Raw genomic sequence first — 21,950 nt, 5'->3', positions numbered from 1 at the left:
CGTGACGGACGTGCAGAGTCCAGGCACGGCTGGCCCGTGCGGGCGCTGGCTGGCCCCTCAGACGCGCAGCGTGACCATGACGGCCATGTACCCGCCCCCACCGCTGGCGCGGAAGATGGCGGGGCTTGTGGAGCCGGAGAACAGCAGTTCGGCCTCACCGTCGATCGGCCCCAGGGCATCGAGCACGTGGCGGGCATTGAACGCGAGGCTCATGGCGGGCTCCACACCGCCCTGTGTGACGTCCAGCGTGTCCTGAGCCCGGCCGTAATCGCCCTCGGCGGCGAGCCGCAGCTTGCCCTCGGACACCAGGAATTCCACACGGTTGTTGGCGTTCTTGTCGGCCAGCACGGCCACGCGGTTCACGGCTTCCTTCAGGGCCGTGGCCGGCAACGTGACCTGCAGCTTGATCTCCTTGGGAATCACGCGTTCGTAGTCGGGGAAGTCACCATCAAGCAGTTTCAGGTTCATGCGGACGCGGTCCGTGGTGACGCTCAGCAGGCCGTCGCCATAGGTGAAGCGGGCCTCGCCGTCCTTAAGCACCCGGATGAGTTCATCGACCGAACGGGCCGGGATGATCAGGTTGCGGCCGTCACCGTCGGCGGGAAAATCCCGGATTGCCACGCGGTAGCCGTCCGAGGCCACCACGCGGGCCCCGCCCTGGCGGTGTTCGAGTTTGATGCCCCGGAAGACCGCCTGGAAGGCCTCGTTGCTGGCGGCGTAGCGGACGCTGGAAAATGCGCGGGCGAGTTCCTCGGCGTTCAGGCTGACGTCGGCGTGGGTGGGGAAGCTCAGCGGCGGGTATGCGGTCAGGTCGCCGGTCTGGAGTTTGAAATCCGAGCCGCCGGAGCGCACCGCGAGTTCACTGCCGTTGATCTCAAGTTCGACGAGTTCTCCGCCCAGATTGCGGACGATCTGCGAGAACAGGTGGGCCGGCACCACGAAGTCCTGCGGGCTCTGCACCTCGGCCGGAACGAAGCACGACAGGTCGATCTCCAGGTTCGTGCCGCTCAGGGTGAGCCCCGCCTCGGTGGCCTCGACCTTCAGGGCGGTCAGCAGGGGGTTGCTGCTGCGGCTGGGGATGACCCGTTCCAGCAGACCGAGCCCCTCGCTCAGGGTTTTCTTGGTGACGTTCGCTTTCATACCTCGCCTCACTGTCCGGATCCCTATCTTTTATCTGTTCTTAGACTTAAAAAAGATAGTAGTAGTAGTAATAGGGCCTGTGGAAACTGTGGAAAAGTGGCCTAGAGCCGCGCCCAGCGCAGGTCTGGCCTGTGGACGAAATTGTGGATAAGTCGGTGAAAGCTGTGGATAAGCTGTGGATAAAAACGCTGGTTATCCACAGGGGTCGCAGGGGGGTGGGTTATCCACACAGTTGTCCACAGAAAAATCGGGGTTATCCACAGCTTATCCACAGGGTTATCCACAGCTTGTGAAACTGCGCACACGCTTTTGGAACGCGTTCTGGAACTTATTCCGTAAGAAAAAGAATAAAGTGCACCCATTATGTGTCCAGACCCTCATCTTCCAGGCCCTGCATCTTGCGCCGCAGGGTGTTCACCGCGCCCGTCAGTTCCACGTCCTTGCCCAGCGCCTCGGTGACCTTGCTGATCGCGTGCATGACAGTGGAGTGATCCCGGCCGAAGAACTGGCCGATCTCGGGGAGCGAATGGTCGGTCAGTTCGCGGATCAGGTACTGCGCGACCTGACGCGGCACGACGACCTCGCGCACGCGGCCGGAGCCCCGGATCACGTCCGGCGGCATGTTGTAGTGCGACGCCACCTGCCGCAGCACGTCGATCATCTCGACCTTCACTTCCTGCGGCGCGAAGACGTTGCTGAGGGCCTTGGCCGCCACGGCGCGGGAGAACGGCACGTTGTTCAGGCTGGCGAAGGCCACCACGCGCATCAGGGCGCCCTCCAGCTCGCGGATGTTGGCCGTGACCTGCCGCGCGATCAGCTCCAGCACCTCCTGCGGGATGTCGATGCGGTTGTGCTCGGCATTCATCTTGAGGATCGCCACGCGCGTCTCGAATTCCGGCGACTGGATGTCCGTGATCAGGCCCCACTCGAAGCGGCTGCGCAGGCGGGATTCCAGCGTCTGGATGTCCTTGGGCGGCCGGTCGGAACTGAGGATGATCTGCTTGTGGTTCTCGTAGAGCGCGTTGAAGGTGTGGAAGAACTCCTCCTGCGTGCGCTCCTTGCCGGCCAGGAACTGGATGTCGTCGACGAGCAGCAGGTCCACCGAGCGGTAGCGGTTCCTGAACTGCGTCATCTTGTCGTCGCGGATCGCGTTGATCAGGTCGTTGGTAAAGGACTCGGTCGATACATACTCGATGCGTTTCTCGGGGAAGCGCTCGGCCATGTAGTGCCCGACCGCGTGCATCAGGTGGGTCTTGCCCAGGCCGACGTCCCCGTAGATGAAGAGCGGATTGTAGGCCTTGCCCGGCGACTCCGCGACCGCCAGGGCCGCCGCGTGCGCCAGGTTGTTGTTCGGTCCCACCACGAAATTCTCGAAGGTGTATTTCGGATTGAGGCTCTTGCGGTTGTCGGCGGGGGGCGCGGCCTGCGAGCGCTCCGACTGGGTGCGGCCCGGTGGGGGCGGGGGCGGATCGCTGGGCAGCAGCATGGCCTCCTGCTGCGCAGGCAGCACCTGGAAACTGACCTGCGGGTGCTCCGCGCCCAGAGACCGCAGCGCGTCCTCCAGCAGCTCCAGGTAGTGCTTGCGGAACCACTCCTGCGCGAAGGAGTTGCGCACGCCCAGCACCAGCGACCCCTCCTGCACGCCCAGGTTCTTCACCGGCGCGAACCACGTGTGGTACTCGACTTCTGAAATGTTCCTGCGGACGTACCCCAGCACGTCCGCCCAGATTTCGCCCTGCGAGATAACGCGCACCTCCCTTCCGGCCTGCTGACCTGTTTCTGTGCGCGCGTAGCATACCACCCCCCTCTCTCCACTCCGGGAGAGAGAAGGCGCCGCGGGACGTTCAGTGCTGGACGGCTGTCAGGATCTCTCCTTCCCGTTGGGGAGTCAGGGCATAGGTCAGACCAGCGCCTGCGCTCCAGGCCCGGGTGTCCCGCGCGGTGACGGCCGGATCGGTCAGCGTCAGGCCGGCGCGCCGGGCACGGTCATTCGCGATGTCCATCAGGCCGCCCTGCGCGTCGTGCTCCGGGATGTACAGGGGCAGCTCGCGGAAGCCCAGGTCATGGGTGTCGAGGTCGTGGCGCGGCACCCACACTGGCTCAGCGATGCCGAGCACGTCCATGAATGCGGCCCAGCTCAGACGCGGCCCCGCGAGGTTGAAGACGCCACCGATGCGGTTCTCCACGACCCCCACCGTGAAGCGGGCCAGATCGCGGCCATCGATGACCTGGACGTGATCCGTGCCGTCGCCGGGGGCCAGCACACGGCCACCCCGCGCGGCCCGATCCACCCAGTAGGGATACCGCGCCGTGTGGTCGTGGGGCCCCGCCACGATCTGCGGGCGCAGGAGGGTGGCCCGCTCACCGAACACGTCCTGCACGATCGCCTCGCACGCGACCTTCAGCGGTCCGTAGGTCTCGCCCGTGACCTGGGTGACATCCTCGGCCGCCGGGGGCAGCAGCGGATCGTCCTCGCGCACCGGGTGGCGTTCGGGTTCGGCATACACGCTGGCCGTACTGATGAACACGTACCTCTGCACACGGTCGTGCAGCAGTTCGGCGCTGGCCCGCACCGCCTGGGGGACGTAGCCGCTCACGTCCACACAGGCGTCCCAGGAACGGCCGTGCAGGGCGTCCAGGCCGTCTGCCTTGGCCCGGTCGCCGCGCAGCCGCTCGACGGCGGTGGGCAGGTCGTCGTGAGATCTTCCCCTGGTCAGGATGCTCACGTTATGTCCCGCTGTCAGACAGGCCTCCACGATGTGCCGCCCGACGAACTGTGTCCCGCCCAGGATCAGGATGTCCATGCCCGTATTCTGCGCCCATGAAAGTTCGCTTCACCGATGGCCGGATCCGCGTACGCATCGACGACCTGGAACTCGCGGCCCTGCAGGACGGCACGGTGCTGCGCGTGCAGGTGCCGTGGGACGGCGGCGGCTGGAGCGTGACCCTCGACCCGGAACTGGGCGCCACCGTCGGGGAGCACGGCCGGCTGCGGGTGGGCGTGCGGGACGTCCTGGAGGCCCTGGGGGCCCCGGAGCGTGAGGGCGTGACCGTTCCCGGCCCCCCGAAGGTCAGTCTGGAGAAGGACTACGGCCCGCAGCACCTGTGATCTGAACCCTGCCGAACCACCGTCAGCGCCGCGCCCAGCGTCCGCCGGTCTCCTCGGCCAGACTCTGGAGGTTGAGCATCAGCAGCGCGGTCTGGAGTTCGGGCAGGGTCAGGCCGGTCGCGGCCTGGAGATCGTCCAGCGTGAGGGGCGCCGTCAGCGCAGCGTAGGTGCGGGCCTGATCCGGCGGCAGCGTGGGCAGGGGCTGCGCGGGGGCCGCGCCCCAGCCCAGCTCGTCCAGGATGTCCTGTGCAGACTCGGTGAGCACCGCGCCCTCGCGGATCAGGCGGTGGGGGCCGGCAGCGCGGGGATCGCCGGCGCGCCCCGGCACGGCGAAGACCGTGCGCCCGCACTCCAGCGCGTGGGTGGCCGTGATCATCGAGCCGGATTTCAGTTCGCCCTCGACGACCAGTGAGCCGGCACTCAGGGCGGCGATCACGCGGTTGCGGGTGGGAAAGTGGTGCTGCGCGGGTGGCGTGCCCAGCGGGTACTCGCTGATGACGGTCATGCGGCGCGACAGCGGCACGTTCTCGCTGGGATAGATGTGGTTCACGCCGCTGCCCAGCACCCCCACCGTCACGCCACCCGCCTCGACGGTGGCCGTGTGTGCGGCCGTGTCGATGCCACGCGCCAGTCCGCTCACGACGACCACATCGGCCCGCGCGAGGTCACCGGCCACCGCGCGGGTCAGCTGGAGGGCGTGTGGACTCGCGGCCCGGGTTCCCACGATCCCGATGGCGCGGGGCACCGCCGGGAGGTCCGGTAGCTCGCCCAGCACCCACAGCACCGGCGGCGGATCACTCAGGGCCTCCAGGGCGTCCGGGTAGCCGGGCAGGCCGCGCCCCAGCAGGGTCACGCCGGCACCGGCGGCCTTCTCCAGCTCGGCGCTTGCCAGTTCCGCCGCCTTCGCAGCACCGATGGCAGCCACGCTCTTCACCTCCAGGCCGGGCACCTCACGCAACTCGGCCAGGCTGGCGGCCAGCACCTGCCGCGCGCCGCCGAGGTGCCGCCGCAGGCTCTCGATCCGTCGTGGCCCCAGCTGCGGCGTGAATCGCAGCGTCAGCAGGGCCAGCAGCTCATCGGCCATCTCGGCGGGGGCGGGTGCAGGACTGGTCACGGGGTCAGCATACGGAAACAGCGCTGATCTCTGCCGCGGGGGCCGGAGGGCGCGTCCGGGAGGGTGATGCTCCCCCGACGCGTCTCAGGTGTCCTCCTCGTCCTCCTCGTCAGCCAGCGCGGCGCTGGGAACGGTGAGGATGAACTGGGCCCCCCCGTCGGGGTGGTTGGCCCCCTTCAGGGTGCCCCCGTGCATCGCCGCGATCTGCCGGCTGACGCTCAGGCCCAGTCCGGAACTGCCGGATCCGCTCACGAAGGGATCGAAGATCCGCTCGCCCAGGTCGGTCGGCAGACCCGGCCCACTGTCGCGTACGGTGAAGGTCAGGCATTCGGGCGTCTCGGTGAGGTTCAGGGTCACGGTGCCGTCCGGCCCGGCGGCGCGGCGGGCATTGGCCAGCAGGTTGCGCAGCGCCTGGGTCAGGCGATCCGGGTCGCACAGGATGCCCACGCTCCACTGTCCGGTGAAGGCCGTGCCCGGCACCAGCCGGTCGAGCCGGTCGCGCAGCGTGGTCGCCGGGATGTAGTGCCACGCCAAACGGATCTCCAGCTGCCCGCGTGCCAGCTGCATCAGATCCTGCGTGGTGAAGGTCAGCTCGTCCGCGACGAGGGAGGCCCGCATGACCTCGGCGTCTCCCGTGCGCTCGCCGGCCCGGGCGAGGCTGGCCCTCAGCACCGTCAGGGGTGCTCCCAGCTCGTGCACGATCTGGCCCAGCAGCTGCTTCTCGCGGGCCTGTCCGGCCTCGATCCGCACCAGCAGACGATTCAGGGCGCTCAGCAGCCGGTGCACCTCGTCTTCCCGCGTGGGCAGCGGCAGGGTGTCCAGGCTGCGGGTCGGATCCAGGCGGTCGGCCAGGGTCGCGGCGTGCTCCAGCCCGCTCAGCGAGCGTTTCCCGACCCACCAGCCGACCAGCAGCAGCAGCAGCGGCGTGAAGACCAGGGCGATCAGCAGGGCGCTCAGGGCACTTTCACGCGCAGCGATCAGGTCATCTTCCGGCAGGCCGACCCACAGCGTGCCGAAATCCCCCACCGGACGCTGCACCGCCCGTACCGTGGTGTCCTGGATGTCCACCCGGCCCTGCTGCCCGAAGGGATAGGGCGAGCGGTCGTACTCGCGCAGGATCGGGCTGGCGGCGATCACCTGACCGCTCTTGTCGATCAGCATGGTGTACGCGGTCGGGCCGCTGGCCGTGCGGCCCAGACCCTGGCCACTGCCGGTGATCGCCTCGGCCAGGGTGTCGGCCCGTTCGTTCAGGCGGTCCGTGAACTGCTGATCCATGCGCGACAGCAGCAGGATGACCACGCCGGCACTGACCAGCATGATCATCAGCAGCGCCAGCGCCGAATACGTCAGCGCCAGCCGGAAGCGCAGGGAGTGCCGCCACGCGCCCGTGGCCGAGGGCAGGCCCGGAGCACGCGCTGCGCCCCCCGGCCCCGGCCGAACCTGTGGGGGCGCGGCGGGAGCCAGGGGGCGCGGCTGGGGCGTCATGGCCGGGCCGTGACCGTCATCTCAGGCCTGGAGCACGTAGCCGACGTTGCGGATCGTGCGGATCCGCAGGTCGCTGCTGGCGGTCTCCAGCTTCTTGCGCAGCTGCGAGATCCGCACCTCGACGCTGTTGCTGTTGGGCGTCTCCCAGCCGTACAGGTGTGACTCGATGTCGGCCCGGGAGAACACCCGCTCGGGCGTGCGCATCATCAGTTCCAGAATGCGGGCCTCGTGTTCGGTGAGGTTCACGGCCTTGTCGTCCACCGTGAGCAGCAGGCTGCTGGTGGACAGGCTGGTGTTGCCCAGGTTGACCCCGGTGCCGGCCGCCGTGCGCCGCAGCAGCGCCGTGATCCGGGCATCGAGTTCCGGCATGGCGAAGGGCTTGGTCAGGTAGTCGTCCGCGCCGGCGTTCAGGCCCTGCACGCGCTCCTGCACGCCGCTGCGCGCCGAGAGCACCAGCACCGGCGTCGAGGAGTACTGCCGCAGCGCCTGCACCAGATCCAGGCCGTCCCCGTCCGGGAGGTTCAGGTCGAGCAGGATCAGCTGGGCGGTGTGCATCCCCAGCCACGCCTGCGCGTCCTTCAGGGTCGCGGCGTGGTGGACGAGGTAGTCCGCCGAGAGGTACTCCTTCAGGAGTGGCCCCAGGTGGGGATCGTCTTCGACAACGAGAATCTGGGCCAGCATGGGCGTCTCCTTGTAAGGTGGCACGTCGTGCCGGGAACGGACGGAAGCGGAGCTACTTGCCCTGCCGGGCAGGGGCCTGCGTCGAGGCCGGGGCTCCCGCCGGCGCAATGACCTTCAGGCCCGGCAGACTCAGGGTTTCCCCGGTGGGCTGGAGGGTCAGCCTGAGTTTGTAGAGATTCAGGAACTTCGCGAGGGTGAGTGGGCCGTTCGCTGCGGCGCGGTCTGTACCGGCCGGAAGCTGGAGGCTGAGCTGACCGTCGTCGAGTGCTCCGTCATAGCGGGTCTTGAGGGTGGGGTACGTGCCCCTCAGCTTCTCGTCGTCACTGAGGGCGAACAGCACCACGACCGGGCCCTGGTAGTTGCCGACCAGCCGGGCCGTGAAGACGCCCCCGACGGTCTCGCCGTCGCCCAGCTTGGTCTGGAGTTCACGATCCCAGACGCTCATCTTGAGTGCCTGGGCCGGGGCAGCCAGGGCGCTCAGGGTGAGAACAAGCAGGGCGGAGCGGATCATCATGGCAGTGTACCTGCTTCTCCAGTGGAGGAAAGGTCGGCCGGAGCGGGCCGGAGCGCACACGCAGCCCACCGTGGCCTGCGTGCCGTCCACGCTAGCGCCCCTACCTGACGCGCCCGTGACCGGGGGTGATCCGGATCTTCACCTTGCTGCGGTGCAGGGTGGCCGGCCATCCCGCGTTCCTACAGCGCCTCGAGCATCAGGCGGTCAGGTTCCTCGAGCAGCCGGATGACCTCCTTGCAGAACCGCGCGGCCTCGGCCCCGTCCACCAGCCGGTGGTCGAAGGACAGCGACAGGTACATCATGTCGGCCGCGACGATCTGGCCGTCCGGGGTCACGATGGGCCGCTTCTGGATGGAGTGGACGCCCAGGATGGCCGCATCCGGCACGTTGATGATCGGGAAGGAGAACAGCGCCCCGATGGAGCCGATATTCGTCACGCTGAAGGTGCTGCCGGCCAGTTCGTCGGCCTGGAGCTTCCCGGCCTGGGCGCGGGCGGCCAGATCGGTGACCTCGCGGGCCAGGTCGAAGATGCTCTTGTGGTTCACGTCCTTCAGCACCGGCACCGTCAGCCCCGCATCGGTCGCCACCGCCATGCCGACGTTGTAGTAGCGCTTCATGACGATCTCGCCGCTCGCCTCGTCGAAGGAGGAGTTCAGGCTGGGGTACTTGCGCAGGGCCACGGCCACCGCCCGGAAGATGAACGGCAGGTACGACAGTTTCACGCCGGCCGCCGACGCCTCCGGCTTCACGCGGGCCCGGAAGGCGACCAGTTTGGAGAGGTTCACCTCGTCCACGGTCAGGGTGCGCACCGTGTACAGGTGGCTGGCCTGCATCTGCGTGCTGATGGCGCGGCGCATCCCCCGCAGCGGCACGCGGTCTTCGAGATGTTCGTACCCCTTGGGCGTGCGGTACTGGACGGGTGGGACGGGGAGGCCACCGGACTTCGGTGCGGCCGGGGCGGGTGCCGGGGCCGGGGTCGGCGCGGCAGGCACGGGAACCGGCTGAGTCGCCGCGGGCGTGGGTGCCAAAGCCACTGCCCCGTGCGCCTCGACGTCCTGCACACGGATCCGGCCGTTCGGCCCGCTGCCCTGCACGCGGCTCAGGTCGATGCCGCGTTCACGGGCCAGCTGCCGGGCGGCGGGCACAGCCAGCACCCGGCCGTCGGCACGGGCGTTCACCGGCTCTCTCTCCAGCACGCCCGTGCCGGCGGTGGAGCTGCCGGGCGCTCCGCTGCCGCTGCGGGCCCCCAGCCCCTGCACCTTCACGGCCTCGTCGGACGAGAAGGCGCGGAACAGGCTGGTCGAGTCGTCGTCGCCCTTCCCGGCCAGGTGCCCGGCTTCCACGATGCTGCCGCCCACGTCGGCCACGGCCTCGCGTTCCTCCTGGGCCTGCACCGGCAGGCCCACACGCTCGGCGTTGCCGGCACTGTCCTGGATCGCCTGGGTGGGTGCCGGGGCGGTGTCACCGCTGCCTGCGCCGCCAGTCTCGTCGATCTCCGCGATGGCGGCGTGAACCGGCACCACATCTCCCTCCTGGGCCAGCCGCCGGGTCAGGATGCCCGCCACCGGGCTGGGCAGTTCCACGGTCACCTTGTCGGTCATGACCTCGCACAGCGGCTGCTCCAGCGCGACCGTGTCTCCTTCGGCGACGAGCCACTTCAGGATCTCACCCTCGACCACACTCTCTGCCAGTTCCGGCAACAGCACTTCTTTCACGTCGGTTCTCCCGTTGAATAGGTGTTCAATGCACTCTGGCCGCTCAGTGCAGTACGGTCGCGCGCAGCAGGCCGTACACGATCAGCACGCCGCCCAGTCCCTGAATCCAGCGCTCCCCACGGGCATACACGAACGCCGAGATTCCCAGCAGCGCGAACATCGCGCCGATCAACACGTCCTGCCACGGCTGCGGCACCCGGCCCGTGGCGGCGTACAGCGCAAAGCCGAGCGCCAGCCCCACCGGGCCGAGCACCATGCGGCGCAGGTCGAGCTGTACCGGTGGCCTCTCCCCTCCCCTGCTGGGCCGGGGACGCTTCGGTGCGCGCATCAGTAGTTCAGGGCCCGCACGCACGCGGCCAGGATGCGGTTGGGCCCCGGCAGGTACACCTTGTCCTGCACGTAGGGATACGGCGTGTCGAAGCCGGCCACCTGCCCCACCGGCGCCCGCAACGAGTCGAAGGCGCGTTCCTGGATCACGTAGGCGACCTCGCCCATGAAGTTGCCGGTGCGCGGGGCTTCGCTGACCAGCACGGCCCGGCCGGTCTTCTGCACGGAGCCGACCACGGCCTCCTGATCCCACGGCACCAGGGAACGCAGGTCGATGACCTCGGCGCTCACGCCCTCGGCCCCCAGCGCCTCGGCGGCACGTTCCACGTCGGGCATCACGCCCCCGTAGCCGATCAGGGTGAGGTCGCTGCCCTCGCGGCGGATGGCCGCCTCGCCGATGCGGACGGTGTAGTCGTGGGCAGGCACCTCGCCCTTGGCGGCGCGGTACAGGCGCTTGGGTTCGAAGTAGATCACGGGATCCTCGCCCCGGATCGCGGCCTTGAGCAGGCCCTTGGCGTCGTAGGGCGTGCTGGGCATCACGACCTTCAGGCCCGGCGTGTGGGTGTAGTAGCTCTCCGGGCTCTGGCTGTGGTGGTGCCCGCCCTTGACTCCACCGCCCGACGGCGTGCGGATCACCAGCGGGCACGTGAACTGCCCGCCGCTGCGGTAGCGCAGCTTCGCCGCCTGACTGATGATCTGGTCAAAGCCCGGCCCCATGTAGTCGGCGAACTGGATCTCCGCGACCGGCCTCAATCCCCGCGCCGCCATGCCGACCGCCGCGCCCACGATGCTCGCCTCGGACAGCGGGGTGTCGAACACCCGCTCCTTTCCGAAGCGGGCCTGGAGGCCGGCTGTCGCCATGAAGACGCCGCCGCGTGCTCCGACATCTTCCCCGAACAGGACGACCCGGCGGTCGCGCTCCAGTTCCTCGGCCAGGGCCTCGGTCACGGCCTGGATCAGGTTGATGGTGCGGGGCTCCCCGGTCGTGCCTGGGGTGGGCGTATCCGTTGACTGGCGATCCTGCGTGGCGGTCATGCGCGGCCTCCGTCCTGCTCTGCCCGCAGCGCAGCCGCCTGGGTGCGCAGGTGCGAGGGCAGGTCGGCATAGACGTCCTCGAACATGATCTTCCAGTCCGGCTGGCCGGTCGCCTCTGCCCGCAGCACGTCCTGATCGACCTCCCGGTGTGTCCGGGCGATCAGGTCGGCGCGTTCCTCACTGCTGACCGGGTGGCCCAGGTGCTCCAGCAGCCGCTCCACACGCACGATCGGATCACGGCCCACCCATGCGCTGACCTCGTCGCGCGTGCGGTAGTGCTTCTCGGCGTCCGCGTCGGCGTTGCTGTGAGAGCCGACGCGGTAGGTCAGGCACTCCACCAGGGCGGGGCCGTCGCCGGCCCGGACGTGCGCGGCCGCGTGGGTCATGACCTCCATGACGGCCACGATATCGTTGCCGTCCACGTAATAGCCGGGCATGCCATAGGCGCGCGCCTTGACGTGGATGGTCTCGCTGGCCGTCTGTTGCCGCACACCCGTGCTGATCGCCCACTGGTTGTTCTCGCACACGAACAGGCAGGGGGCCTGGGCCACGCCTGCCATGTTCATCCCGGCGTGCCAGTCGCCCTCGCTGGTGGCACCGTCCCCGAAGGTGCAGACGGTGATCTCGTCGGTGCCCAGATATTTCTGTGCCATGGCGCTGCCGGCGGCCGGCGGCACCTGCGACGCGATGCTCGAGGAGATCGACACGAATTTCAGGGCCGCCGAAGCGAAGTGGTGCGGCATCTGCCGGCCCCGGCTGGGATCGGAGTTGGTGCCCAGGCACTGGCTGATCAGTTCGTACATCGGTACGCCCATGGCCAGCCCCAGGGTGTGGTCCCGGTAGTACGGCCACACCCAGTCGTGACCGGGACGGATCGAGCGGGCCAGGCCCACCTGGGTCGCCTCCATGCCGGTGGACTGCGCATAGAACGTGGTGCGGCCCTGGCGCAGCAGGGTGATGAGCTTGCGGTCGAATTCCCGCGCACGCAGCATCTCGCGGTGCAGCTCGCGCAGCAGCTCCGGCGTGAACCGGCCGGGCAGCGCCTGCACTGGCTGGCCGTCCTCGTTCACGTACCGGATGGGGTCGGGCGTATGGACTTCAATCACGGGCGGAACGCCTCCTTACGGCGGCCCGGCGCGGCACGACTGCCGACCCGGCCGATCTGTCTAGAAAACAGTTGTTAGGCATTCTAGCGGCTCTGTCTGGCCCACACCGGGCTCCAGGTCGTCCGACCATTCCAGACACACCCGCAGGAGCACACCGGACGCGCCACGTCACCGTTGGTGGCGGTCAAGACCGGTACACTGGCCGGCTGAGATGACGGACTGGGACGTGCTGGTGATCGGAGGGGGCCACGCTGGCCTGGAAGCCGCGTGGGCGGCCGCGAAGCTGTGCCGAACCGCGCTCCTGGTCGGCAACCCGGCCACGGTGGGCCGGATGCCGTGCAATCCGGCGGTCGGGGGGCCCGGCAAGAGCCAGCTGGTCTTCGAGGTGCACGCGCTCGGCGGCCTGATGGGTCAGCTGGCGGATGCCACCGCGATCCACACCCGCGTGCTCAATGCCAGCAAGGGGCCGGCGGTGCAGTCCCTGCGGGTGCAGAACGAGCGGGACGCCTACGCCGAGTACGCCCAGGATGTCATCCTGGGTCACCCTACGTTGGAGATCCTGCGTGGCGAGGCGGCCGATCTGGAGGGGGACGGCGACGGAGGATGGGTCGTGGTCACGTCGGATGGGCGGCGGTTCCGAACCCGGAGTGTGGTGATCGCCGCTGGCACCTTCATGCGCGGAGTGACGTGGTATGGCCGCCAGTCACGTCCCGAAGGTCGTCAGGGCGAGCCGCCCTCGCGTTTTCTGTCCTCTCCCCTGCTGCGGGGCGGGCATGTCCTCAAGCGGTATAAGACCGGCACGCCGCCCCGCGTCCGGGCGGATTCGGTGGACTTCGCGGCGCTGCTGGAGATCCCGGCGGATCCAGCACCGCGCGGGTTTACGGGCCAGCCGGGACCCCGGGCAGGCGAGTCCCCCACGTGGCAGACCCACACCACGGCTCAGACGCACCAGCTGATTCAGGACAACCTGCACGAATCCCCGATGTACGCCGGCGATATCGAGGGTCGCGGCCCGCGCTACTGCCCCAGTATCGAGGACAAGGTCGTGCGGTTCGCCCACCATGACCGGCACCTGCTGTTCGTGGAACCGGATGGTGTCCAGACCAGTGAGGTCTATCTCCAGGGGTTCAGCTCGTCCCTGCCCCCCCACCTGCAGGATCAGCTGGTGCGCACCCTGCCGGGCTTCGAATCGGCAGTGATCCAGCGCTACGCCTACGCCGTGGAATATGACGTCGTGGACTCGACCGAGCTCACCGTGCAGCTCGAATCGCGCCGGATGGCCGGTGTGTTCACCGCCGGTCAGATCAACGGCACGAGCGGGTACGAGGAGGCGGCGGCGCAGGGTCTGGTGGCCGGCCTGTCGGCGGCCCGCCGCGCCCTTGACCTGCCGCTCCACGAGTTCAGCCGGGCGAGCGGCTACCTGGGCGTGATGCTCGATGATCTGGTGTTCCGTGGAAGCGACGAGCCGTACCGCATGATGACCAGCCGTGTGGAGCACCGACTGCTGTGCCGTCAGGACAACGCTGACGAGCGGCTGGGACAGCTCGGTGTCCAGCTTGGGCTGGTGACTGCCGCCGCCGGGGAACGGATCGCGGCGAAGTACCACCGGGTGGCGGAGGGGGTGGCCGCGCTGGCCCGTCAACGCGCCGGAGGGCAGACCGGCGATGCGTGGCTGCGGCGTCCCGAATTCACCCTGGACGACGTGGAGGCACTGGGCATTCAGCTGCCGGCACTGGACGCCGCCGAGCGCGAGGCGGTCGAGATCCGCGTGAAATACGAGGGATACATCCGCCGGGCTGCACACCAGCTGGAGGCGGAGCAGCGCGCCCAGCATCTGGCCCTCGAGGGAGTCGCCTACGCCGAGGTGGCGGGCCTGTCCCTGGAGGCCCGCGAGAAGCTGCAGCGGCATGCCCCAGTCACCCTGGCGCAGGCCGCTCGGGTGCCCGGTGTCCGGCACGCCGATGTGAGTGCGCTGCTGGTGCATCTGAAACGCCGCGATGTTTCACGGGAAACTTGACGGTGAAACACAGCTGTACGGTTGAGCGCTTGACGCCCTGGATGTTTCACGGGAAACTTGACGGTGAAACACAGGGAGGAACGGACATGGAGGCATTTGACCAGGGACTGGTGCTCGGTGTCCTGATCGGAGAGGGGCACTTTGGCGGTGATGGACGGCAGCCGCAGGTCACAGTGCGGATGCACACCCGGCACGAGGCGCTGTTCCGCACGCTGGTGGAGCTGGTGCCCGGCTCGAAGCTGTACGGGCCCTATCAGCACGGCGGGCGCTCCTATTTCCAGTGGATGGTGCGGGGGGCTCTGTTGCGGGAGACCCTGGTACCGATGCTGGACGCCCTGCCGCTGGAGCGCATCGATGCACACGTCTACGAGCGCTACAGCGATATGAAGGCGCGGTACCAGCTGTGACGCCCGAAGGTGAACAGCTCCTGCGGGATGGACTCGGTGCGCTCTCAATCGTTCCGGGCGAGCACCAGGTGCAGCAGTTCGGTCAGCTCCACAGCCTGCTTGTCGAACGCAATGCACACGTGAATCTCACCGCGCTGAAGACCGAGCGCGACATCGTCCTCAAACACTTCATCGATTCGGCCTGCTGCCTGCGGGGAGCGCACCTCGACGGTGACCTGACCGTGATCGACGTGGGCACCGGTGCCGGGTTCCCCGCCCTGCCACTGGCCGTGCTGAGGCCAGCGCTCCAGCTGACACCTCTGGACTCGATCCGCAAGAAGATCGACTTTGTCCGCGACGCCGCGACGCAGCTCGCGCTGCCTCAGGTGCAGCCGGTGGTCGGCCGGGCCGAGACGCTGGGACGCGATCCCAACAATCGTGGCCGCTACGACCGGGTCGTCGTCCGCGCGGTCGCTGCGCTGCCGGTGCTGGTCGAGCTGGCCCTGCCGCTGCTGCGATCCGGAGGCCGACTGGTGGCGCAGAAGGGGGCCATCGGCGAGGAAGAGCTGGCGGCAGGACGCCGGGCCGCGGCCGAGGTGGGCGGAGAGATCATCGCCGCGGAGCCGTTCGAGCTGCCGCTGCTGGGCGACGCCCGGTCGTTGATCGTGGTGGAGAAGACCCGTCCGACGCCCCGCACCTACCCCAGGCGTGAGGGTGTGCCGGCCCGGCAGCCGTTATTCTGGACGGCGAAGTGACGGTGACTCCTTGAAAGCACTCGGAATCGTGAACCAGAAAGGTGGCGTGGGCAAGACGACCACGGCTGTGAACCTTGCCGCCTATCTGGCGGCCGGAGGCCGACGGGTGCTCCTGCTCGATATGGATCCCCAGGGGAATGCGACCAGCGGGCTGGGCCTGCGCGGCGCGGAGCACGGCCTGTACGAGGCGCTGGGAGATCCGTCCAGAGTCAAGGAGTTCACCCGTGGAACCGCTCAGAGTGGTCTGGACGTGCTGCCCTCGACCCCCGATCTGGCCGGGGCCGGTGTGGAACTGGCGGACGACCCGGATGCCCTGGGGCGACTGCTGGCCAGCGTGCAGGGCTACGACCTCGTGATGATCGACGCGCCTCCTAGCCTGGGACCGCTCACCGTCAATGTGCTGGCGGCCGCCGACGCCCTGCTGATCCCACTGCAAGCCGAGTATTACGCACTGGAGGGCCTCGCCGGACTGATGGAGACCGTGACGCGCGTGCAGGGCGGCCTCAATCCCCGCCTGAAGGTGCTGGGTGTGGTGCTGACCATGTTCGACGGCCGCACCAACCTGTCGCAGGAGGTCGAGACGATGGTGCGTCAGCACTTCGGCGAGCTGGTGTTCTGGTCGGTCGTGCCGCGCAACGTGCGCCTCTCCGAGGCCCCCAGCTACGCCAAGCCCATCAATGCCTTCGCGCCTCTGTCCAGCGGGGCGGCGTCGTACAAGCGGCTGGCCGAGGAGGTGCTGCAGCGTGTCGAAAAAATCTAGTCTGGGGCGCGGTCTGGACGCGCTGCTCGCCCGGCCTGCGGCGGACGCGCCGGGCGGCCCGCAGGTGCAGACGCTGAACATCGACCGCATCGTGCAGGCGGCGTACCAGCCCCGGCAGGTCTTCCAGCCCGAGGCGCTCGCCGAACTCGCCCAGAGCATCCGCGAGAAGGGGGTGCTGCAGCCCCTGCTGGTGCGTCCGCGCGGCGACGCCTTCGAGATCGTGGCCGGCGAGCGGCGCTGGCGGGCCAGCCAGCTGGCCGGGCTGACCCAGCTGCCGGTGATCATCCGCGATCTGGGTGACCGGGATGCCCTGGAGATCGCCATCGTCGAGAACCTCCAGCGCGAGGATCTGGGGCCGCTGGAAGAGGCGCGGGCCTATCAGGCCCTGATCGACCATGGGCTGAACCAGGAGGGGGTGGCGCAGGCCGTCGGCAAGGGCCGCAGCACCGTGGCCAACGCCCTGCGGCTGCTCACGCTGCCGGCTCCGGCGCTGGGGGCCCTGGAGGCCGGGGACATCAGTGCCGGTCACGCCCGCGCCATTCTGGCCCAGCCGGAGGGAGACCGGCTGTGGGCCCTGGAGCAGATCCGGGCGCGCAACCTGAATGTCCGCGAGTCCGAGGGACTGCGGCGGGAGGCGAAAGCGCCGGTGCCGGTCAAGGTGAATCCGCCGCGTGCGTACCGCCAGGTCGAGCTGGATCTGAGCCGCCGCACCGGCACCCGCGTGAAGATCACCGGCAGCGACAAGGGCCGTGTGGAACTCAACTACGCCAGCCGTGAGGAACTTGACCGGATCCTGGAACTGCTGGGCTACAGCGCGGAGTAGCGGGAGACAGACAGGTGCGGCAACAGAACAGGGGAGAGGCCCGCAGGTCTCTCCCCTCCAGGTATGCGGCCGTCAGCGCCGGGTGCCCACCAGATAGATGTTCGGCCACGGACGGTAGGTCGAGCGCAGCACGTCCTGCCTGAAGGTCTTGCCCCCCCGGACGAACGACCGTGTGACCTCGATCACCGCGCCGGGAGCCGCCCAGTCCACCTGCCGGCGCTGTCCGGCCGCCAGTGAGCTGTCGGGAATCAGCCGGTCGGCGGGCGAAGGCGTCGACTTCAGGGTGCGGGGCTTGCCCAGTTCCACGGTGAAGTCGCGCGGCCGACCGAAGACGTCCACGCGCAGACTGGAGGTCGTGTCATCCCAGCCGGTCTGGAACCACAGCGCACCGCCCGTGTCATTGCGGAACTTCAGATCCAGGCTGGGCTGGTAGATGGTGGCGTCCAGTCCCTGCGGATCGTAGTAGTGCACCTGATACGAGTGGTTCTGCCGCTGCACGATCGGCAGGCCGGCGCCGTACAGCGCCCGGAACACCGTGGTACTGACCTGGCAGATGCCGCCGCCCACGCCGTCGGCGGTGCGTTCGCCGGCGATCACCAGCCCCGTCACGAACCCCGTCTTCACGGTGATCGGGCCGACCATCTCATTGAACGAGACCATGGACGTGTCCACCAGGCGGTCGTTGAAATGACGGGCGCCCACATGGATGTTCGTCACCCGGGCCGGGCTGCTGCCGTAGTAGTTCGTCTCGCCGCCGCTGAGATGCGCGGTCAGGCCCCGTGACCGGAAGTACTCCAGCGTCCGGCCCGGAGCCTTCTGGCCGGCCACGACCACCGCCGCCTTCACGCCGTTCGGTGCGGTCAGTGCCGCCAGGACGTTGCGCCGGGTGGCGTCCAGATCGATGGTCAGGCCATTTTTCTGCACGACGGCCCAGCCGTCCCACTGTTCCTCGAAGCGGGCATCCTGCGGTGTGATGGGCAGCGACGCCATGAAGGCCTTCAGGTCGGCCTCCAGGCTCTCGGTGATCTTGCCGCGTTCCCGGAGCTGGGCGGCCCGCGCTCCGGGAATGGTCAGCGTGCGCGAGAACGGTACGGTGCCCGCCTTCCCACCGATCAGCGCTGGCCATGTCGTCTCGACCGTGATCAGCAGCGGGGCCTGACTGATGGCCGGCCTGGCCTGAACCTGTGGCACCGGTGGCTGTGGCGCGGGCACAGGTTCCAGCGGGGCCGGTGCTGGTGGCGTGGGGACGGCCACGGGAGGCAGTTCAGGCGGCGTGGGTGCCGGCGGCTCCGTGACGGGCTCCGTCGGGGGTTCAGCCGTCGGTGGTTCGGCTGGCGGCTCCTGGGGGGGCGTCGGGGTCGCCACCGGGGGCAGGGCAGGGATCACGGGATCCTGGCCCTGCGCGGCCCCGGTGCACAGGAACAGGCCCAGGCTCAGGGCCAGCAGCGGTCTGAACGTCATGCCCGCGAGTATTTCACGCGGTCTTCCCACTGCGGTGAGCCGAGGCGCCGCTCACTGGGGGATGGGGGTCACCGCTGTCAGGTCGCGCGCGATGTCTGCCACCGCCAGATCGGCGTGGAAGCGTCCGTTCTCGATGAACACCTGGTTGGTGCGGCCCGCGAATCCTGCGCTGCCCACCACGTACAGGCCCGGCACACTGCTCTGGTAGTGCCCGTCGAGCACCAGGCACTGATCCGGCTGCGTGGCGAGGTGCAGCTCCGACAGGAACGACAGGTCGGGCCGGTACCCCGTCAGCGCGAAGGTGAAGTGGGTCGGCAGGATCCATGTCGTGCCGTCCTCGCGCTGCACGACCACGTGCTCCGGGTGGATCTCGACCACACGCGACCCGAAGTGCGCGGTGATGCTGCCTTCCTTGATCCGATTTTCGAGATCCGGGCGAACCCAGTACTTGATGGTGGACTTGAGTTCCGGGGCCCGCACGACCATCGTGACATTCACGCCCGAGCGCCACAGATCCAGCGCCGCGTCGGCGGCAGAGTTGCCCGCGCCGATCACGGTCACGTTCAGACCCATGAAGGGATGCGCCTCGGTGTAGTAGTGGTTGACGTTCTCGCTGTCCTCGCCGGGAATCCCGAGGTGCAGGGGGTTGTCGTAGTACCCGGTGGCGACCACCACGCGGCGGGCCTCGACCACTCCCGGCGTGCCGTCCCGCTGCTCGACCTCCAGCGTGAAGCCGGCCGGGGCCGCGTGCACCCGCGTGACCTCCGTGTACTGCTCGACGTTCAGGGCCTCGCGCTGGGTGACCAGCCGGTAGTACATCAGGGCGTCGCGGCGATCCGGTTTGTCGTGCCCGGTCACCATCGGATGGTTGCCGATCTCCAGTTCCGGCGCGGTCGTGAAGAAGGTCATGTAGGTCGGGTACTCGAAGATGGCGTTCACCACGCAGCCCTTCTCCAGCACCACGTAAGTCAGGCCGGCCCGCTTGCAGGCGATGGCAGCGGCCAGCCCCACCGGGCCGGCTCCGACGATGGCGACGTCAACAAGGGCACTCATGGGGGGCATTCTGGCAGGGGAGAGGCCGCCAGACCGTGACCCGGGTGCAGGCAGGCACCCTGCGACAGCCGTCAGTCCACCGCGCTCCGGACGAACATCAGGGCCATGCTGGAGGACGTCCCGCCCGGGATGTCGTCACCCTCGAATTCCCGGAACAGGCAGATCAGGCGGCGTCTGAATTTGCAGGCCCACTGGCGGCTCAGGCGCATCGTGCCGATGTTCGGCAGGACGGGCTCATCGCCCCGCCACAGGTGGGCGGCAGGGCCGGCAGCGTCGCCCATCCTCAGGTCGCGTGCGGTGACCCACAGGCCGCTGCGGCGGCCGGTCTGCGGCCCGAGGATGGTCAGGGCACTGCAGGTCGGCTGCCGCTCCCGCCTGCCCCTGCGGCGGGCCACGGCAGCGGGCTCGTCCACACCCCACTGATCCAGCGCAGGGTGCCGCAGGACGTCCTGGGCCGGATCTTCAGCGTGCTGCTCACCAGCGCCAGCCTGGGCATGACCCTGAGCGTGTTCGCGCTGAATGCCGCCGTGCTGCTGGCTGCAGTGGTGTGGACACTGGTGGTGCTGTCCGAGCAGCCCGCGTGATCAGATCCGGCACGCGGGAGCCGCGCCGCTCCCTGGGGCGCCCAGGCGGGTCAGGATCACATCCACCTCGGCGTGGCCGGCGGGCTGCGTGTCGGTGGCGGCGGCGTGCTTCGAGAGCACCTGCACGCGCACCGTCCCGAACCGGCGTTCGCTGTTCACGTCGGCGCTGCTCCCGGCACGCACCCTGTCCTCGATGAACGCCCGCAGGGCGCTCAGCTGGTCGGTGCCCACCGCGAAACATGCCGATGCCACGGTGGCGCCCATCCGGCCCGACAGTTTCGCGACGGGCGCAGTGTTCTGCGAGAGGCCCGCCACGCTGCCCACGTATGTCAGCTGCGCCCCGACCGCCGCCTTCGGGCCACCCAGGGTCAGGAACCACTCGCCCCCGTAGCCACCCGGGATCAGCTGCACACCCTGGGCGCCGCGCGGCAGCTCGGCCGCCGGCCGCGGCGTGGCGCCGCGGAACACGCCGTCGGCGTACAGCCGGGGCAGGAGGTCTGCAGGGGCCGCGCCGGTCTGGCCCAGCAACAGGAACGGTACCAGAACGCGGGTCATGGGGGCAGTGTAGGACACGGCACGCCCGCGCCCGGCCGTGTTGCTCCGGGCGCTGGCATCCCCGTCACACCGCTCAGGCCGTGTCGGCGACCGGCGCGGTCTGGCCAGCCCCGCGCTGGCTGACCAGCACTCCCAGGGCCAGCAGGATCAGGCCCGTGCTCGCGCCGAAGGTGCCCACGCCGCCTGTCCGGGCGTACAGCGGCCCGGCCGCCAGCGGTCCCGCCACCTGGGCGAGCGAACTGAAGCTCTGGGCTCCGCCCTGCACCCGGCCCTGGGCATCGGCCGGGGCCGCGTTCGAGAGCAGGGCGTTCACGCTGGCCGTGAAGATCCCCTCGCCGACTGCCAGACAGATGGTGGCGGCATACACCAGAGCAGCGGACGGCCACAGGGTCAGCATGGCCAGGCCGGCGGTGCCCACGGCCCCCACGGCCAGGCCCAGCTGCGCCACCCCCCGCTCTCCGAACCGGCGCAGCAGCAGCGGCAACAGCCCGCCCTGCGCGATGATGTCGCACACGCCGACCACCATGAACACGGTGCCCAGCTGGGTGGGGCCCCAGTGCAGGGCGTCGCGGCCCAGCAGGGCCAGGACGGTCTGCATGATCGTGAAGGGCAGCATGAACAGCACCGAAACGCTGACCAGCCGGCGCACGGCGGGGAAGGCGAGGGCGGCGCGCAGGCTGCTCAGGGGATTCAGGTGTGCGGCGTCGAAGTGCCGCTGCCGGCGCCCGGGGGCCAGGCTCTCGGGCAGGACGAAGGTGCCCCACAGCATGTTCAGGATGCACACGGCCGCCGCGACGAACATGGGCGCGGACAGACTGACCTGCGCCAGTGCCCCGCCGAGGGCCGGCCCGAGGATGAAGCCCGCGCCGATCACCGCGCCGATCTGTCCGAAGACCCTGCCACGGTCTTCCTCGGGCGTGACATCTGCCAGATAGCCGAACAGGGCGCTCATGCCGCCGGCGGTGGCGCCGTCGATGGCGCGGCCCAGGAACAGGATCCACAGGCTGCCTCCCACGCCAAAGAGCACGTACCCGAGGGCCGATCCCAGCAGGCTGAGGATCAGCACGGGCCGGCGGCCGTAGGCGTCGCTCAGGGCGCCCATGACCGGCGCGGACAGGAATGCCAGCAGGGCAAACACCGCGCCCAGCCAGCCGATCACGCTGGCCTGCCGCGAGACCTCGGGCACGTACTGCGTGACGATGAAGGGCAGCACCGGGAAGACCAGCGACATGCCGATGGAGAACAGGAACGCCGTGGTGAGCAGGAAGAGCAGCGGCGGACGGGGTGGAGGAGACGTGGTCATGCGGGCAGCGTAGGCGGGAGCCCGGAC

Annotated in this window: 23 protein-coding genes; 7 read left to right on the top strand and 16 right to left on the bottom strand. The window is 69.1% G+C overall.

Annotated features, from left to right (window positions below; translation table 11 throughout):
- Positions 1 to 57: 57 nt before the first annotated feature.
- The 3 genes from dnaN to U2P90_RS02215 form a co-directional block, all read right to left on the bottom strand.
- Positions 58 to 1,140, bottom strand: coding sequence for a DNA polymerase III subunit beta (dnaN, locus tag U2P90_RS02225; protein ID WP_295823077.1), 1,083 nt, complete (start codon positions 1,138 to 1,140; stop codon positions 58 to 60).
- 361 nt (positions 1,141 to 1,501) lie between these two features.
- Entirely contained in the window at positions 1,502 to 2,857 is a 1,356-nt protein-coding gene (gene dnaA, locus U2P90_RS02220; protein WP_380102297.1) for a chromosomal replication initiator protein DnaA, read from the bottom strand.
- Positions 2,858 to 2,984: 127 nt separating this feature from the next.
- Positions 2,985 to 3,944, bottom strand: coding sequence for an NAD-dependent epimerase/dehydratase family protein (locus U2P90_RS02215; RefSeq protein WP_322473613.1), 960 nt, complete (start codon positions 3,942 to 3,944; stop codon positions 2,985 to 2,987).
- 17 nt (positions 3,945 to 3,961) lie between these two features.
- Between U2P90_RS02215 and U2P90_RS02210 the strand changes: the two genes are divergently transcribed.
- On the top strand, positions 3,962 to 4,249 hold the full coding sequence (locus tag U2P90_RS02210) for a hypothetical protein (RefSeq protein ID WP_295823385.1): 288 nt from the start codon (positions 3,962 to 3,964) through the stop codon (positions 4,247 to 4,249).
- A gap of 22 nt (positions 4,250 to 4,271) precedes the next feature.
- Here the strand turns inward: U2P90_RS02210 and dprA are convergent, their stop codons facing one another.
- The 8 genes from dprA to U2P90_RS02170 all read right to left on the bottom strand — a co-directional run bounded on the left by dprA (position 4,272) and on the right by U2P90_RS02170 (position 12,226).
- Positions 4,272 to 5,333: a DNA-processing protein DprA gene (gene dprA / locus U2P90_RS02205; RefSeq protein WP_295823393.1), complete on the bottom strand. Its 1,062-nt coding sequence runs from the start codon at positions 5,331 to 5,333 to the stop codon at positions 4,272 to 4,274.
- Between the two features lie 114 nt (positions 5,334 to 5,447).
- Positions 5,448 to 6,848, bottom strand: a complete 1,401-nt coding sequence (locus U2P90_RS02200; protein WP_322473612.1) for a sensor histidine kinase — start codon at positions 6,846 to 6,848, stop codon at positions 5,448 to 5,450.
- Positions 6,849 to 6,869: 21 nt separating this feature from the next.
- Entirely contained in the window at positions 6,870 to 7,529 is a 660-nt protein-coding gene (locus U2P90_RS02195) for a response regulator transcription factor (protein ID WP_322473611.1), read from the bottom strand.
- Positions 7,530 to 7,581: 52 nt separating this feature from the next.
- Positions 7,582 to 8,040, bottom strand: a complete 459-nt coding sequence (locus U2P90_RS02190; RefSeq protein WP_295819511.1) for a hypothetical protein — start codon at positions 8,038 to 8,040, stop codon at positions 7,582 to 7,584.
- A 182-nt stretch (positions 8,041 to 8,222) separates the two neighbouring features.
- The gene (locus U2P90_RS02185) at positions 8,223 to 9,758 is read right to left on the bottom strand and encodes a dihydrolipoamide acetyltransferase family protein (protein ID WP_322473610.1); all 1,536 of its coding nucleotides are present in this window, start codon (positions 9,756 to 9,758) and stop codon (positions 8,223 to 8,225) included.
- Between the two features lie 43 nt (positions 9,759 to 9,801).
- Complete coding sequence (locus tag U2P90_RS02180; RefSeq protein ID WP_322473609.1) at positions 9,802 to 10,086, bottom strand: hypothetical protein; 285 nt, start codon at positions 10,084 to 10,086, stop codon at positions 9,802 to 9,804.
- On the bottom strand, positions 10,086 to 11,120 hold the full coding sequence (locus U2P90_RS02175) for an alpha-ketoacid dehydrogenase subunit beta (RefSeq protein ID WP_322473608.1): 1,035 nt from the start codon (positions 11,118 to 11,120) through the stop codon (positions 10,086 to 10,088). The genes U2P90_RS02180 and U2P90_RS02175 overlap by 1 nt, the downstream gene beginning before the upstream one ends.
- On the bottom strand, positions 11,117 to 12,226 hold the full coding sequence (locus U2P90_RS02170; protein ID WP_322473607.1) for a thiamine pyrophosphate-dependent dehydrogenase E1 component subunit alpha: 1,110 nt from the start codon (positions 12,224 to 12,226) through the stop codon (positions 11,117 to 11,119). The genes U2P90_RS02175 and U2P90_RS02170 overlap by 4 nt, the downstream gene beginning before the upstream one ends.
- Before the next feature lie 211 nt (positions 12,227 to 12,437).
- On the opposite strand from U2P90_RS02170, the gene mnmG reads away from it, so the two are divergent.
- From mnmG to parB, 5 genes are all read left to right on the top strand, one after another.
- A complete protein-coding gene (mnmG, locus tag U2P90_RS02165; protein ID WP_322473606.1) occupies positions 12,438 to 14,243 on the top strand; it encodes a tRNA uridine-5-carboxymethylaminomethyl(34) synthesis enzyme MnmG in 1,806 nt (601 codons plus the stop codon).
- An 86-nt stretch (positions 14,244 to 14,329) separates the two neighbouring features.
- Positions 14,330 to 14,650: a hypothetical protein gene (locus U2P90_RS02160; protein ID WP_295819525.1), complete on the top strand. Its 321-nt coding sequence runs from the start codon at positions 14,330 to 14,332 to the stop codon at positions 14,648 to 14,650.
- Positions 14,647 to 15,384, top strand: a complete 738-nt coding sequence (gene rsmG / locus U2P90_RS02155; protein ID WP_322473605.1) for a 16S rRNA (guanine(527)-N(7))-methyltransferase RsmG — start codon at positions 14,647 to 14,649, stop codon at positions 15,382 to 15,384. The genes U2P90_RS02160 and rsmG overlap by 4 nt, the downstream gene beginning before the upstream one ends.
- Positions 15,385 to 15,394: 10 nt before the next feature.
- Entirely contained in the window at positions 15,395 to 16,144 is a 750-nt protein-coding gene (locus U2P90_RS02150; RefSeq protein WP_295819530.1) for a ParA family protein, read from the top strand.
- Positions 16,128 to 16,967 (top strand): ParB/RepB/Spo0J family partition protein ParB, encoded by an 840-nt coding sequence (gene parB / locus U2P90_RS02145; RefSeq protein WP_322473604.1) that lies wholly within the window; start codon positions 16,128 to 16,130, stop codon positions 16,965 to 16,967. The genes U2P90_RS02150 and parB overlap by 17 nt, the downstream gene beginning before the upstream one ends.
- Positions 16,968 to 17,039: 72 nt before the next feature.
- On the opposite strand, the gene U2P90_RS02140 is transcribed toward parB, so the two are convergent.
- From U2P90_RS02140 to U2P90_RS02130, 3 genes are all read right to left on the bottom strand, one after another.
- Complete coding sequence (locus U2P90_RS02140) at positions 17,040 to 18,428, bottom strand: VanW family protein (protein ID WP_322473603.1); 1,389 nt, start codon at positions 18,426 to 18,428, stop codon at positions 17,040 to 17,042.
- 51 nt (positions 18,429 to 18,479) lie between these two features.
- The gene (locus tag U2P90_RS02135; protein ID WP_322473602.1) at positions 18,480 to 19,481 is read right to left on the bottom strand and encodes a YpdA family putative bacillithiol disulfide reductase; all 1,002 of its coding nucleotides are present in this window, start codon (positions 19,479 to 19,481) and stop codon (positions 18,480 to 18,482) included.
- Between the two features lie 71 nt (positions 19,482 to 19,552).
- Entirely contained in the window at positions 19,553 to 19,894 is a 342-nt protein-coding gene (locus U2P90_RS02130; protein ID WP_322473601.1) for a hypothetical protein, read from the bottom strand.
- A 21-nt stretch (positions 19,895 to 19,915) separates the two neighbouring features.
- On the opposite strand from U2P90_RS02130, the gene U2P90_RS02125 reads away from it, so the two are divergent.
- Positions 19,916 to 20,065, top strand: coding sequence for a hypothetical protein (locus U2P90_RS02125; protein WP_322473600.1), 150 nt, complete (start codon positions 19,916 to 19,918; stop codon positions 20,063 to 20,065).
- On the opposite strand, the gene U2P90_RS02120 is transcribed toward U2P90_RS02125, so the two are convergent.
- Complete coding sequence (locus U2P90_RS02120) at positions 20,066 to 20,620, bottom strand: hypothetical protein (protein ID WP_322473599.1); 555 nt, start codon at positions 20,618 to 20,620, stop codon at positions 20,066 to 20,068.
- A 73-nt stretch (positions 20,621 to 20,693) separates the two neighbouring features.
- On the bottom strand, positions 20,694 to 21,923 hold the full coding sequence (locus U2P90_RS02115; RefSeq protein WP_322473598.1) for an MFS transporter: 1,230 nt from the start codon (positions 21,921 to 21,923) through the stop codon (positions 20,694 to 20,696).
- Between the last annotated feature and the right edge of the window lie 27 nt (positions 21,924 to 21,950).

It is taken from the genome of Deinococcus sp. AB2017081 (assembly GCF_034440735.1).
GTDB lineage: Bacteria > Deinococcota > Deinococci > Deinococcales > Deinococcaceae > Deinococcus > Deinococcus rufus.
The sequence above is the reverse complement of the archived record's forward strand: the minus strand, read 5'-3'. Positions and strand labels throughout refer to the sequence as shown.

Bases quoted from the DNA above. Each gene is read 5' to 3' on its own strand.
- dnaN (WP_295823077.1), bottom strand. From the start codon at position 1,140: ATGAAAGCGAACGTCACCAAGAAAACCCTGAGCGAGGGGCTCGGTCTG.
- U2P90_RS02215 (WP_322473613.1), bottom strand. From the start codon at position 3,944: ATGGACATCCTGATCCTGGGCGGGACACAGTTCGTCGGGCGGCACATC.
- U2P90_RS02210 (WP_295823385.1), top strand. From the start codon at position 3,962: ATGAAAGTTCGCTTCACCGATGGCCGGATCCGCGTACGCATCGACGAC.
- dprA (WP_295823393.1), bottom strand. From the start codon at position 5,333: ATGGCCGATGAGCTGCTGGCCCTGCTGACGCTGCGATTCACGCCGCAG.
- U2P90_RS02200 (WP_322473612.1), bottom strand. From the start codon at position 6,848: ATGACGCCCCAGCCGCGCCCCCTGGCTCCCGCCGCGCCCCCACAGGTT.
- U2P90_RS02195 (WP_322473611.1), bottom strand. From the start codon at position 7,529: ATGCTGGCCCAGATTCTCGTTGTCGAAGACGATCCCCACCTGGGGCCA.
- U2P90_RS02190 (WP_295819511.1), bottom strand. From the start codon at position 8,040: ATGATCCGCTCCGCCCTGCTTGTTCTCACCCTGAGCGCCCTGGCTGCC.
- U2P90_RS02180 (WP_322473609.1), bottom strand. From the start codon at position 10,086: ATGCGCGCACCGAAGCGTCCCCGGCCCAGCAGGGGAGGGGAGAGGCCA.
- U2P90_RS02175 (WP_322473608.1), bottom strand. From the start codon at position 11,120: ATGACCGCCACGCAGGATCGCCAGTCAACGGATACGCCCACCCCAGGC.
- mnmG (WP_322473606.1), top strand. From the start codon at position 12,438: ATGACGGACTGGGACGTGCTGGTGATCGGAGGGGGCCACGCTGGCCTG.
- U2P90_RS02160 (WP_295819525.1), top strand. From the start codon at position 14,330: ATGGAGGCATTTGACCAGGGACTGGTGCTCGGTGTCCTGATCGGAGAG.
- U2P90_RS02140 (WP_322473603.1), bottom strand. From the start codon at position 18,428: ATGACGTTCAGACCGCTGCTGGCCCTGAGCCTGGGCCTGTTCCTGTGC.
- U2P90_RS02135 (WP_322473602.1), bottom strand. From the start codon at position 19,481: ATGAGTGCCCTTGTTGACGTCGCCATCGTCGGAGCCGGCCCGGTGGGG.
- U2P90_RS02120 (WP_322473599.1), bottom strand. From the start codon at position 20,620: ATGACCCGCGTTCTGGTACCGTTCCTGTTGCTGGGCCAGACCGGCGCG.
- U2P90_RS02115 (WP_322473598.1), bottom strand. From the start codon at position 21,923: ATGACCACGTCTCCTCCACCCCGTCCGCCGCTGCTCTTCCTGCTCACC.